Here is an 11,679-nt window from a genome sequence, read left to right on the forward strand (position 1 = left end):
GAAGCGCAAACACAGGCTCTGGAAAAATGCCTCAGCGAAGCTCAGTGCCAACTTGAAGCCGTGCGAATTATTGTCTCGGGAGGAGACTGACCATGAGTAATCTATTGCGTTGCGTTGAAATTGAACCATCAGCCCAAGCCACCGCCAGTGTGATCTGGCTACACGGCCTGGGCGCCAGCGGTCACGATTTTGAGCCCATTGTCCCCGAGCTTCAGCTGCCTGCGGACCTGCCCGTGCGGTTTGTCTTTCCCCATGCCCCGCAGATTCCCGTTACGGTGAACGGGGGCATGGTCATGCCCGCCTGGTACGACATTCTCGCCATGGATATCGACCGCAAAGTGGACGAAGCCGGCGTTCTGGCCTCAGCGGACGCGGTAGATGCACTCATCGAGAGGGAAATCGCCCGCGGCATTCCCAGCGAACGCATCATTATTGCGGGTTTCTCACAAGGTGGTGCCGTTGCCTACCAGGCCGCCCTGCGTCAGCCCAAGCCTCTGGCCGGCCTGCTTGCTCTCTCCACCTACATGGCCATGCCCGTCACACCCAGCGAGGCCAATGCCGCCCTGCCAGTAATGATTTGCCATGGCAGCATGGACCCGATGGTACCGGAACAGCTGGGCCAACGGGCCGCAGCCACCCTGACTGAACTGGGCTATACCCCGCAATACCGCAGCTACCCCATGGAGCACATGGTCTGCCTGGAACAGATTCGGGATATTGGCCAGTGGATTACGCAACGCCTGATGCCGAACGCCTAACGCCTGACAAGGCTGGGCTGGCTCCCTTGCTCAGTTGTGGGAGCCAGCCTGCGGGCGAAGAATTCGGCGGCAGGCCCCATTCACGCTGAATGTCTGATTACGGCTACGCCTAATCAGACCTACTCCTGACCCCTTACTGTGTGTGGGCAAGCTCCCACAGAACACCCCCTTCCTCTCTGCTTTTTTCCGTCATGCATCTGGCATCAAACACCAGCCACAAAAAAAGCCGCGTCCCTCTCGGGGCGCGGCTTTTTTGTGTTGCCTGTCGCGTGACGCGTGCAGCGTCTCTTACAACCAGTACACCGTGATAAACAGGAACAGCCACACCACGTCCACAAAGTGCCAGTACCAGGCACCCGCTTCCCAGGCGAAGTTATTCTCTTCATCGAAGTGCCCCTTGATCACACGCAGCAGGGTCACAAACAGGAAGATGGTACCGATGGTCACGTGTGCACCGTGGAAACCGGTGAGCAGGAAGAACAGGCTACCGTAGATACCCGCATCCAGGGTCAGACCCAGCTCGGTGTAAGCGTGGATGTATTCTTCCACCTGCAGGAACAGGAAGATGATCCCCAGCACCACCGTGGCCGCCTGGAAAGCGATCAGGGTACCGCGCTTGCCTTCCAGCAAGGCGTGGTGAGCAATGGTCAGCGTGATGGACGACACCAGCAGGATAGCCGTGTTGATAGCCGGCAGCCCCCATGCTCCCATGGCCTGGGTGGTATCACCCGCCGGGGTCACGGTTAGCGGCCACATGGCCTGGAAGTTCGGCCACAGCAGTTCGTGGGTCATGGCGTTGCTGCCTTCCCCGGACAACCACGGCAGAATCAACCAGCGAGTGTAGAACATGGCGCCAAAGAAGGCCGCGAAGAACATCACTTCGGAGAAGATGAACCACAGCATGCCCTGACGGTAGGAACCGCCCAGCTGATTACTGTGCAAGCCACCCACAGATTCCTTGATCGTGTCACGCCACCACAGGGCGATCACTATCAGTAACCAGGTCAGACCCAGGAAGAACAGGGGCTTGCCGAAGAAACTGGGCTCCATGTCTGCCATGGTGCTCTGCTGAATGAAGTGCGCACCGCCAATGGCGGTCATGAACAAACCGATGGACGCGGTCAACGGCCAGGGGCTGCTCTCGGGAACGTAATACTTTTCAGTAGCCATTAAAAAATCTCCTCTACAACCGGCTGTTCTAGTTAGCAGCCACGCTGTTGTTTTTACCGGCGACCCGCTCTGTCACATCGAAGATCGTATACGACAGAGTGAATTGATTAATGTGACTGGGAATGTCCGGGTCCAGATAGAAAATCATCGGCATGTTCTTGCGCTCACCTGCCAGCAAGGTCTGCTGATCGAAGCAGAAACACTGCGTCTTGTGCAGGTATCGAGCCGCTTCCCCCGGTGTTACCGACGGGATGCTCTGGGTAATCATGTCCGATGACGTCGGGTTGCTTGCGAAAAAGTGCACCAGCGTAATTTCCCCCGGATGCACCTTGACCCGCTTGGTCTCAGAAGTGAATTCACCACTGATTCCGTCGCCCTTCTGGGTAATGAATTCCACAGTCACGGTACGGTCTGCCACCACATTTTCAGGCGCCTGGGTGGCGGCCGTACTCGATGTTTTTCCATTCAGTCCGGTGACATCACAGATAACGTTATAAAAGGGCACCATGAGGAAGGCGAAGCCAAACATGGCCACCGCCCAGATCAACAGCTTTTTCAGCGTGCGCTTGTTGCGCTGCTCCACGCTGAGTTGCTGATTCTCGCTCATAGTGCCCTCGTTATGTGTCTGTTACTTGACCACCGGCGGGGTGTCATAGGTGTGGAACGGCGCCGGTGACGGCACTTCCCATTCCAGGCCTTCAGCACCTTCCCACGGCTTGGCCGGGGCTTTCTCGCCTTTCTTCATGGCACACAATACGGCCACAGCCAGGAACAACAACTGCGAGAGGCCGAACCAGAAACCGCCAATGGAAATCCAGAAATTGTAGTCCGCAAACTGCAGCGCGTAGTCAGCGTAACGACGCGGCATGCCAGCCAGACCCACGAAGTGCATGGGGAAGAACAGCAAGTTGGCGGAAATCAGGGAGTTCCAGAAGTGCAGCTCACCCAGGGTCTTGTTGGGCATGATCCCGGACCACTTCGGCAGCCAGTAGTAGGCCGCAGCGAAGATGGAGAAGATCGCACCGGTCACCAGCACGTAGTGGAAATGCGCCACCACGAAGTAGGTGTCATGGTACTGGAAGTCTACCGGGGTGATCGCCAGCATCAGGCCGGACAGACCACCACAAGTGAACAGCACCACAAAAGCGATCGCCCACTTCATCGGCAGCTCAAAGGTCATGGACCCGCGCCACATGGTTGCGACCCAGTTGAACACCTTCACGCCGGTAGGCACGGAGATCAGCATGGTCATGTACATGAAGAACAGGGTACCGGCCAGCGGCATGCCCACGGTGAACATGTGGTGAGCCCACACGACAAAGGACAGCAGCGCAATGGAGGCAGTCGCGTACACCATGGAGGCGTAACCGAACAGCGGCTTGCGGGCAAAGGCCGGAATGATCGCTGACACGATACCGAAGCTCGGCAGGATCATGATGTACACCTCAGGGTGCCCGAAGAACCAGAACACGTGCTGGAACAGTACCGGGTCACCACCACCGGCGGCATCGAAGAAGCTGGTGCCGAAGTGACGATCGGTCAACATCATGGTCACTGCACCGGCCAAAACCGGGATAACCGCGATCAGCAGGAAGGCGGTGATCAGCCAGGTCCACACGAACAGCGGCATCTTCATCAGGGTCATGCCCGGGGCACGCATGTTGAAGACAGTAACGACCACGTTGATCGCACCCATGATGGAAGAAATACCCATCATGTGAACCGACAGAATAAACAGGTCAGTGGACGCCGGACCGTACTTGGTCGACAGCGGCGCATAGAAGGTCCAGCCAAAGTTCGGGGCGCTGGGGTTACCGGCACCGAACGCGCTCATCACCACCGAACCAATCAGGATGGCGAAAGCGAAAGGCAGGATCCAGAAGGACCAGTTATTCATCCGCGGCAGCGCCATATCCGGCGCACCGATCATCAAGGGAATCATCCAGTTGGCCAGGCCAACCGTGGCGGGCATCACCGCACCAAATACCATGACCAGACCGTGCACGGTGGTCATCTGGTTGAAGAATTCCGGATCCACGAACTGCATGCCGGGCTCGAGCAGCTCGGCACGAATTACCATGGCAAGGAAACCGCCGGACAGGAACATGGCGAAGCTGAACCACAGGTACAAGGTACCGATATCTTTGTGGTTGGTGCTGAACAGCCAACGTTTCAGGCCGGTCGGGGCGTGGTGATGATCGTGATGATCATCATGGGTTGCAGCTGCAGTAGACATTGCTATCCCCTCCCTTATTCGTGGTCGTTAACGTCGGCGGGCTGAATCAGATCGCCGGTGTCGTTGCCGAAAGCATTACGCTCGTAGGTGATCACCGCCGCAATCTGGCGAGGTGTCAGCTGAGCCTTGAAGTTGGGCATGGCACCACGGCCATTGACCAACACATCAATGTGCTCGTTCAGGTGCTCTTTATTGGTGGCAAATTCCGTACCGGCAAACGCCAGGCCGATACCGCCTTCACCATTGGCTCCGTGACACAGGGCACAAGCGCTGTCGTAAACCTGCTTACCTTCTTCCAGCGCCTGATCAATGCCGGCAAACGGTGTCAGATCCGGGCCTGAGGCAGCTTTTTCCTTCTCTTCAGCGATCCAGGTCTTGAACTCGTCCTGGGTCACCACTTCTACAGCAATCGGCATGAAGGCGTGGTTCTTGCCACACAGTTCCGCACACTGGCCGTAGTAAGTGCCTTCCTTACCTTCCGGTACCAGTGCCCAGGTTTCATTGACGAACCCGGGGATTGCATCTTTCTTGCCGCCGAAATCCGGCACCCAGAAAGAGTGGATCACGTCGTCAGAGGTCACCAGGAAGCGTACTTTCTGGCCCGACGGAATGATCAGTTTGTTATCCACTTCCAGGTTGTAGTTGTGGTCTTTCTCGGGAGCGTCCTTGCCGACCAGATCTTTCGCGGTGCCATAGGGGAACAGACCGCCGGACAGAACCGGGTTGTTGTACTGTTCCGGCGGCGTGGCCAGGTTGGAGAAGAAAGAGACACCAATATCGTTGTCGTCTTCGTACGTCAGGTACTCGTAGCTCCACTTCCAGCGATAGCCGGTCACCTTCACCGTCAGCTCTGATTCAGCGGTATCGTCCAGCTGAACCAGTACGCGGGTGGCCGGTACGGCCATGGCGATCAGGATAACGAAGGGGATCACTGTCCACAGCACCTCGAAAAACACGTTTTCGTGGAAGGTGGAAGGATTCGGATTCTTGGAACGGCGGTGGCGGATCATCGAGAACAGAATCAGGCCACAGACCAGAAGACCGATGACGGTCACGATCCAGAGAACGGTGGTGTGAAGATTTTGAACTTCCTGACTGACCTGGGTTACCCCCGGTCGCAGATCGAGATCGGAACGTTCGGTCCAGTCGCTAGCGAAGGTCATGCCACTGATCATCAGTGACGTCAGACCCGCCGCCGCGCGGTGGAACAGAGTTGACTGCATGCGTTTGCTCCCTGTTTTCCCCAGCGCTACCCCGTTACAGGCACGCTTGTTCTTTGCCGTTACCGGCGCCTGGAAAGCGAGTTTCAGGATTGATGCGGCGAAACGGTCACCAGACCTTCCCCACTGACATCGACGACCAAGGGGGCGGCCGCTTAACGTGTCACATGGGAGGCAAAACCCAATAAAATCAAATAGCTATTTACCGCCATGCTGATTTCATTGAATTGCCGGAGGTGTGGCAAATTGTCCCACTGCATTTATGGGCGCCAACTCTAGTCATTCGCATGGCTAAAGTCCAGCCGAAACGTAGGGTTTATCAAGCCTTTCAGGCAGATACGAAAGCCAAACGCTATGCTACACTCCGTCTCTATTTCCCTACCCAGCGTCTCTTTCTGCCATGTCAAAACGCCGCCCTATTTACCGCGTCATATTCCAGAACCAGGGGCAAACCTACGAAGTTTATGCCTCAGAGATATATCAAAGCGACCTGCACGGCTTTATCGAAGTAGAGGAATTCCTGTTTGATGAACGCAGCGGTGTGCTGGTGGATCCATCGGAAGAAAAGCTGAAGAGCGAGTTTTCAGGGGTTCTGCGGTCGTACATCCCCATGCATTCGGTCATTCGTATTGATGAGGTAGAAAAGGAAGGGGTCGGAAAAATCACGGAATCACGCCCAGAGCCCCGCAGCAGCAACATTTCCCCTTTCCCCATGCCGCCAGGTCCGGGCAAATAGCCGCACCTGCCTCTGCAAAAACCCTGCACCCCAAAAAAAGAAGGGCGCCGGTTAGACCGAGCGCCCAGAGGGTTGCCTGATGTTACTAAGAGGAGAAAACGTATTTTGCCTACTGAATTAGTCCGTGGGTGGATGCAAAGGTTCCCGACGGACTAAAAAAAGATCGTCCCGCTAGCGCGTGGCATCCCGGGAGGCCTGGGTTAGCACCGGGGAGCGTACTGCCGATAACTCTTTGCGGGCGCTTCCCGCCAGCAACATCGCCTGTTCCGCTCGCGCAATCATGCGAACAAACAGAACCAGCGCAAACCGTGTCATCCACTCCATTGTGGTCTCCTCGCGTTGCTCACCACTGCCGCCTCATTGGGCCGGCCGGGGTAATCGATACGGAATGATAAAGCGGGAAGTGCATCCATGCTCCCTGGCCATCCCTGCTGGCCCTTCTCCGCCTGCCTCGCTCAACGCGAGTTCACTGTATCAGAGAGCCCTTCCGCATCTTCGTTCACTGAACGGCAGGCTTTTTACCGGCCTTTTACAAGACCGGGAGCACACAGGCACTTTCTTTACCTATTCCCCCTGATTCCGGGAGGGAGCCTGCTCGCTGGACTGGATCGGCTCACCGTAACGCAGTGTCGGGTTCACATCATGCGGCTGCACCCAACCCAGATACATGCTGAGCAGGATGAACAGGAACACCGCCACGGAAAAGCCCACACGCCAGGCCAGAGCGCGCATGGTCTTGCCTTCCTTGCCCTGGTCCTTCACCAGAGACATGAGCGCGCGCCCCAGAGAAATCACTGCCGCCAGCAGTAAAATCACCACAATCAGCTTTACCCACCACATACTCGTTATCTCCTTGCACCCGTTATTACGGCGTATCAGAAACAGCGCCCGGATTCCCTGGATGAAAAGCCCGGCCAGCTATGTACAATGTGCCGCCATTGTTATGCGGCCATTTTATGCAGGCATTGTAATGGCCGACACTGCCAGTGCACGTACTATCGGCAGCGCACTGGCAGCAATGGATCGGGCTCCCCCTGTTTTGACCATGACACTGCTGTCACGAGGGCAGATAACCATGCCTCACTCTCCACGTCGCGCGCCCTGGATCGCTCTGCTGGCAACGCTAATTGTTGCCGGAATCTGCCTGCGCCTGGCCTTCTGGCAGCTGGAACGGGCAGAAGAAAAGCGCCAATGGCTCACGGAGCAGAGCGAACGAGCGACTCTACCGCCCGCAGACTTGCCCAGCCTGCAAGCCGCCGATGACCCCATGCACCGTCGCGCCTCCCTTTCTGGTCAATTCGATAACGCCCACAACCTGTTGCTCGATAACCGTACCCTGAACGGGGTGGCTGGCTACCATTTGCTAACCCCATTTGAAACCCGCAAAGGACGCTGGGTGCTGGTAAACCGGGGCTGGCTCCCGCGGGGAAATGATCGCAGCAGGCTACCGGAGATTGCCCCCATCACTGGAAACCAGACCGTCACCGGAACCGTATATCGGCCTTCTCGCGACGCTTTTGTCCTGAAAGACATGCCATTGCCCGACAATCAGTGGCCATTACGGGTTCAGAAAGTGGATTTTGACGCTATTGGTGAACAACTTGGGGTAGAATTGGCGCCCTTTGAAATCCGGGTCACCCCGGAACTGGCGCTGGGCAGCAACACACCGCTACCCCGGCACTGGCAGGACGTGACGGTGATAGGCCCGGAACGACACAAGGCTTACGCATTGCAGTGGTTCGCACTGGCACTGGCCGCCCTGCTGATATATGTTGCCGCCGCACTCCGAAACTGGCGCAAAGCACGCAAGACGCGAGAGGAACAGTAATGACTCCACGGACCAAAAACAGGTTCATTTTGTTAGCCATCATTGCTCCTTTTGTCCTGTTTTTCCTGGCTGGGCGTTTCCTGATTGATGTCGAGGAGCTACCCAAGGTCAACAAGGGCCAATTGCTGGTTCCACACATCGACATGGCAAGCCTGAACGCCACTGACAGCAACCAGCAACCCTACGACGGCAATGACATGAGCACTCAGTGGACCCTGCTCTATGTGGCCGGGGAAGACTGCGACACCCGCTGCAAGAACGGCCTCTATTATCAAGTACAACAAGTGCGCCTGACCCTGGGCGAAGACATTCAACGAGTGCGCCGGGTCATTTTGCATACCGCCCCGGCCGGCGCCGAGTTGCAGACGTTCCTCACCGACAAGGTGGATGGCATGATTTCTATCCATGCGGCTCCCGCCGATGTCACCCAGGCCCTGGCCCCGGTGTATGCCCCCGATGCCAGTCAGCCCATTGGCGATATTTTTCTGGTCAGCCCGGACGGCCAGATATTCATGCGTTACCCCACGCACGAAAACATGGATGCCACCCTCGAAGAGGCGGAGAACATCCGCGTCGATCTCAAACGGACCCTGAAAGGGTCACTGATCGGTTAAGGCAGGCTCTTGATTATGCAAACCCCCACCGCATCGCAGCGCTGGCTGCGCCGTTTCTGTATTCTGGCTGTGCTGATGGCCGCCGGCGTAATCATTTTGGGCGCCTGGACCCGACTGTCCGATGCCGGCCTTGGCTGCCCGGACTGGCCCGGTTGCTACGGCCATCTGGACGTACGCAAAGCCATCGCGCACGTGGCCACCACCAACGAAACCACCCCCGGCGCATTGCGCGAAGCGCACAAAACCGTGCCGGAAATGGTGCACCGCTATTTCGCCTCCACCCTGGGCCTGGTGATCATCATCATCGCGGCCCTGTCCTTTGTTAACCGCAAGCGGGAAAAGCAGCCACTGAAGCTGCCTTTATTCCTGGTGGCACTGGTTATCTTCCAGGGCATTCTCGGCATGTGGACGGTGACAATGGGGCTGCAGCCCACCATCGTGATGCTGCATCTACTTGGCGGTTTCACCACCTTTACCCTGCTGGTTCTTCTCACCGCACGGGTGTTCCGCTGGCCCAGCTTCCTCAATGATTGTGATGTGCTGACACTCAAGCCCCTGGCATCAATAACATTGGCCGCCATTATCCTGCAGATCGCCCTGGGTGGCTGGACCGCCAGCAACTATGCCGCCGTGGCCTGCACCGACCTGCCAGTGTGCGAAGAAGGCTGGCAGGATCGACTGGACTTCAAGGAAGCCTTCATTTTCTGGGGCCACGAACACGACAAGCCCGACTACGAGTACGGCGTACTCGACAACGACGCGCGCACCACCATACACGTGATGCACCGCTTCGGCGCGCTGATGGTCACCCTGCTGGTACTGCTGCTGGTGGGCAAGATCCTGCTGCGTGCTCGCAGCGTGTTCTTCCGCAATTTTGCGCTGGTTATCCTCGGCATCCTCAGCCTGCAGATCGGCCTGGGCCTGAGTAATGTGATGTTCGCGGTGCCGCTGGATGTGGCCGTGGCCCATAACTTCGTCGCAGTGATACTGTTGGCCAGCCTGGTACTGTTTATTCGCGCCATTAACGTGAAATGCGGCAAGCGCCAGCCCCCCAAACAGCAAGGAGCCCCGTCATGAGTGAGTCTGCCCACTGGCGCGACTATCTCGCCCTCACCAAACCCGGCGTGGTCATGTTGCTCATGGTCACCGCCGTGGCCGGCATGTTCCTGGCCACCGAGCCGGCGGGCATGGTGCCGCTGGGCACCTTCATCCCTGCGTTTGTGGGGCTGTCTCTGGCCATGATGGCCTCCGCCGCCATTAACCAGATCATGGATCAGAAAATCGATGCCATCATGAAGCGCACCGAAAAGCGCCCTCTGGTGGCCGGCAAGCTGACCCCGAAAGCGGCCATCACCTTCGCCGTACTGCTGGCGGCGGCCTCCATGATCATGCTGTACTTTCTGGTGAACCCGATCACCGCCTGGCTGACCCTGTTTGGCTTTGTCGGCTACGCCTTCATTTATACGCTCTATCTGAAACGCGCCACTCCGCAGAATATCGTGATTGGTGGTATCGCCGGCGCCATTCCGCCCCTATTAGGCTGGACCGCCGTCACCGGCGAAGCCCACCCCTACGCCTGGCTGCTGGTGCTGATCATCTTCGTCTGGACGCCACCGCACTTCTGGGCCCTGGCCATTCACCGCCGCGATGAATACGCGAAGGCCGACATTCCCATGCTGCCGGTGACCCACGGTATTCCGTTTACCCGTGAATCGGTGCTGTACTACACCATCCTGCTGTTTATCTGCACCCTGCTGCCGTATCTCACCGGCATGAGCGGCCTGATCTACTTGCTCAGCGCCCTGATTCTCGGCCTGGTGTTTCTTTACCATGCGGTACGGCTGCGCTTTTCCGAAGACCCGAAACTGCCAATGAAAACCTTCGGCTATTCGATCACCTATCTGTTTGCCCTGTTTACCGCCCTGCTGGTGGATCACTATCTGCCAGTGAGCCCGGCCAACGTGGCCACCTGGCTGGGGGCATAAACAGCACAGTTTCGAGATACGAGTTTCGAGTTGCGAAAGTCAAAAGGCACCAGCGCATCTGGTTTTCGAAACTCGTTACTCGCACCTCGCGACAAACCTTCACGATCTGAACCAGCGGTGCAATACTCTCCTTAACGGCCAAAAAAGGGAGAAAAACATGGCAACCCGCAGCATGGATGACTGGCTCGACGCCTACGGCGAGAGTCACCAGAACCCCACCAACAAGAAAGTGCATTTTGTCTGTGTGCCGGTGATTTTCTTCACCATCATCGGCTTTCTCTGGGCCATCCCGGCACCCTTTTTCACCAGTTTCTGGGCCTGCCTGGCGCTGGTCTTCGTGACCCTCTACTACGCCCGCCTGTCCCTGCCCATCGCCGCGGGCATGTTGGTTTTCAGCCTGCTCTGCCTGGCCGGCCTCAATCTGATCGCCTCCGCCGGCATCAGTGTCTGGCTGTTTTCGCTGGTGATCTTCATTCTCGCCTGGATTGGCCAGTTCTGGGGTCACAAGGTGGAGGGCAAGAAACCCTCCTTCTTCGAAGACATACAGTACCTGATGATCGGGCCCGCCTGGATCATGGGTTTTCTGTATCGCAAATGGGGAATTAAATACTGAGGCATTCTTGCAGGGCCGCTATAGGAGCACCTCTCGAGGTGCGAACCGAGCGACAGCGAGGATGAATTCCAGGCCTGTGCCGACAGTTTTATCTGATAACGCTTTGGAGCAGGCATTTTTGCCATTCCTTCGCCCAAGCTCAGGTTCGCACCTCGAGAAGTGCTCCTACAGTAACGTCTCCGTACCGCCTTTCCCCATTCGTACTTTTGCAGTAGTTTATAGGCCTACAACAACACCGTTTGGGGAAGGATTACCTGCATGGGCACTCTGATTTTTTTCGGCATTATCATTGCCGTCATCATTTACATCATTGCCGTCTACAACCGGCTTATCGCCCTGAAGAATCGCTTCAAGAACGGCTTTGCACAAATTGATGTGCAGCTACAGCGCCGCCACGACCTGATCCCCAACCTGGTGGAAACTGCCAAAGGCTATATGAGCCACGAGAAAGAGACGCTTACCCAGGTCATCGAGGCCCGCAACCAGGCGGTTAGCGCCAAACAGGCCGCCGCCGCCCAC

General features: G+C 57.1%; 14 protein-coding genes. 8 read left to right on the forward strand and 6 right to left on the reverse strand.

All coding sequences use genetic code 11. The features are described from left to right. Nucleotides 1-92 precede the first annotated feature (92 nt). Nucleotides 93-758, forward strand: a complete 666-nt coding sequence (locus tag A3754_RS13430) for an alpha/beta hydrolase (RefSeq protein WP_063520099.1) — start codon at nucleotides 93-95, stop codon at nucleotides 756-758. A gap of 288 nt (nucleotides 759-1,046) precedes the next feature. Here A3754_RS13430 and A3754_RS13435 read toward each other — a convergent pair whose 3' ends face one another. Genes A3754_RS13435 through coxB form a run of 4 tightly spaced genes read right to left on the reverse strand, consistent with a single transcriptional unit; the run spans nucleotide 1,047 to nucleotide 5,387 of the window. Beyond that, complete coding sequence (locus tag A3754_RS13435; RefSeq protein WP_063520100.1) at nucleotides 1,047-1,928, reverse strand: cytochrome c oxidase subunit 3; 882 nt, start codon at nucleotides 1,926-1,928, stop codon at nucleotides 1,047-1,049. Between the two features lie 28 nt (nucleotides 1,929-1,956). Continuing rightward, nucleotides 1,957-2,535, reverse strand: a complete 579-nt coding sequence (locus A3754_RS13440; RefSeq protein ID WP_063520101.1) for a cytochrome c oxidase assembly protein — start codon at nucleotides 2,533-2,535, stop codon at nucleotides 1,957-1,959. Nucleotides 2,536-2,556: 21 nt separating this feature from the next. After that, nucleotides 2,557-4,164 carry a cytochrome c oxidase subunit I gene (ctaD, locus tag A3754_RS13445; protein ID WP_063520102.1) on the reverse strand — a complete coding sequence of 536 codons (1,608 nt, stop codon included), beginning with the start codon at nucleotides 4,162-4,164 and terminating at the stop codon, nucleotides 2,557-2,559. Nucleotides 4,165-4,178: 14 nt separating this feature from the next. Then, nucleotides 4,179-5,387 (reverse strand): cytochrome c oxidase subunit II, encoded by a 1,209-nt coding sequence (gene coxB / locus A3754_RS13450; protein WP_063520103.1) that lies wholly within the window; start codon nucleotides 5,385-5,387, stop codon nucleotides 4,179-4,181. Between the two features lie 397 nt (nucleotides 5,388-5,784). Here coxB and A3754_RS13455 point away from each other — a divergent pair, with 397 nt between their 5' ends. Beyond that, the gene (locus tag A3754_RS13455) at nucleotides 5,785-6,120 is read left to right on the forward strand and encodes a DUF1820 family protein (protein ID WP_063518876.1); all 336 of its coding nucleotides are present in this window, start codon (nucleotides 5,785-5,787) and stop codon (nucleotides 6,118-6,120) included. Between the two features lie 171 nt (nucleotides 6,121-6,291). Here A3754_RS13455 and A3754_RS26660 read toward each other — a convergent pair whose 3' ends face one another. Both A3754_RS26660 and A3754_RS13460 read right to left on the reverse strand, forming a co-directional pair. Beyond that, entirely contained in the window at nucleotides 6,292-6,444 is a 153-nt protein-coding gene (locus tag A3754_RS26660; protein ID WP_156496988.1) for a hypothetical protein, read from the reverse strand. Nucleotides 6,445-6,684: 240 nt separating this feature from the next. Then, nucleotides 6,685-6,960, reverse strand: a complete 276-nt coding sequence (locus tag A3754_RS13460) for a twin transmembrane helix small protein (protein WP_063520104.1) — start codon at nucleotides 6,958-6,960, stop codon at nucleotides 6,685-6,687. 235 nt (nucleotides 6,961-7,195) lie between these two features. On the opposite strand from A3754_RS13460, the gene A3754_RS13465 reads away from it, so the two are divergent. The 6 genes from A3754_RS13465 to A3754_RS13490 form a co-directional block, all read left to right on the forward strand. After that, nucleotides 7,196-7,948, forward strand: a complete 753-nt coding sequence (locus tag A3754_RS13465; RefSeq protein ID WP_063520109.1) for an SURF1 family protein — start codon at nucleotides 7,196-7,198, stop codon at nucleotides 7,946-7,948. Beyond that, nucleotides 7,948-8,562: a hypothetical protein gene (locus A3754_RS13470; RefSeq protein WP_063520105.1), complete on the forward strand. Its 615-nt coding sequence runs from the start codon at nucleotides 7,948-7,950 to the stop codon at nucleotides 8,560-8,562. The genes A3754_RS13465 and A3754_RS13470 overlap by 1 nt, the downstream gene beginning before the upstream one ends. Before the next feature lie 15 nt (nucleotides 8,563-8,577). Further along, a complete protein-coding gene (locus A3754_RS13475; RefSeq protein ID WP_063520106.1) occupies nucleotides 8,578-9,639 on the forward strand; it encodes a heme A synthase in 1,062 nt (353 codons plus the stop codon). Further along, nucleotides 9,636-10,547, forward strand: coding sequence for a heme o synthase (gene cyoE, locus A3754_RS13480; RefSeq protein WP_063520107.1), 912 nt, complete (start codon nucleotides 9,636-9,638; stop codon nucleotides 10,545-10,547). Before A3754_RS13475 ends, cyoE begins: the two co-directional genes overlap by 4 nt. 157 nt (nucleotides 10,548-10,704) lie before the next feature. Next, nucleotides 10,705-11,160, forward strand: a complete 456-nt coding sequence (locus A3754_RS13485) for a DUF962 domain-containing protein (protein ID WP_063520108.1) — start codon at nucleotides 10,705-10,707, stop codon at nucleotides 11,158-11,160. Between the two features lie 258 nt (nucleotides 11,161-11,418). After that, nucleotides 11,419-11,679, forward strand: a 261-nt coding sequence (locus A3754_RS13490) for a LemA family protein (protein WP_197468651.1), incomplete at its 3' end; no start/stop codon positions are given.

This window comes from Alcanivorax sp. HI0083, assembly GCF_001635175.1.

Bases quoted from the DNA above. Each gene is read 5' to 3' on its own strand.
- A3754_RS13430 (WP_063520099.1), top strand. From the start codon at position 93: ATGAGTAATCTATTGCGTTGCGTTGAAATTGAACCATCAGCCCAAGCC.
- A3754_RS13460 (WP_063520104.1), bottom strand. From the start codon at position 6,960: ATGTGGTGGGTAAAGCTGATTGTGGTGATTTTACTGCTGGCGGCAGTG.
- A3754_RS13475 (WP_063520106.1), top strand. From the start codon at position 8,578: ATGCAAACCCCCACCGCATCGCAGCGCTGGCTGCGCCGTTTCTGTATT.
- A3754_RS13470 (WP_063520105.1), top strand. From the start codon at position 7,948: ATGACTCCACGGACCAAAAACAGGTTCATTTTGTTAGCCATCATTGCT.
- A3754_RS13440 (WP_063520101.1), bottom strand. From the start codon at position 2,535: ATGAGCGAGAATCAGCAACTCAGCGTGGAGCAGCGCAACAAGCGCACG.
- A3754_RS13455 (WP_063518876.1), top strand. From the start codon at position 5,785: ATGTCAAAACGCCGCCCTATTTACCGCGTCATATTCCAGAACCAGGGG.
- ctaD (WP_063520102.1), bottom strand. From the start codon at position 4,164: ATGTCTACTGCAGCTGCAACCCATGATGATCATCACGATCATCACCAC.
- A3754_RS13435 (WP_063520100.1), bottom strand. From the start codon at position 1,928: ATGGCTACTGAAAAGTATTACGTTCCCGAGAGCAGCCCCTGGCCGTTG.
- A3754_RS13485 (WP_063520108.1), top strand. From the start codon at position 10,705: ATGGCAACCCGCAGCATGGATGACTGGCTCGACGCCTACGGCGAGAGT.
- cyoE (WP_063520107.1), top strand. From the start codon at position 9,636: ATGAGTGAGTCTGCCCACTGGCGCGACTATCTCGCCCTCACCAAACCC.
- coxB (WP_063520103.1), bottom strand. From the start codon at position 5,387: ATGCAGTCAACTCTGTTCCACCGCGCGGCGGCGGGTCTGACGTCACTG.
- A3754_RS13465 (WP_063520109.1), top strand. From the start codon at position 7,196: ATGCCTCACTCTCCACGTCGCGCGCCCTGGATCGCTCTGCTGGCAACG.
- A3754_RS26660 (WP_156496988.1), bottom strand. From the start codon at position 6,444: ATGGAGTGGATGACACGGTTTGCGCTGGTTCTGTTTGTTCGCATGATT.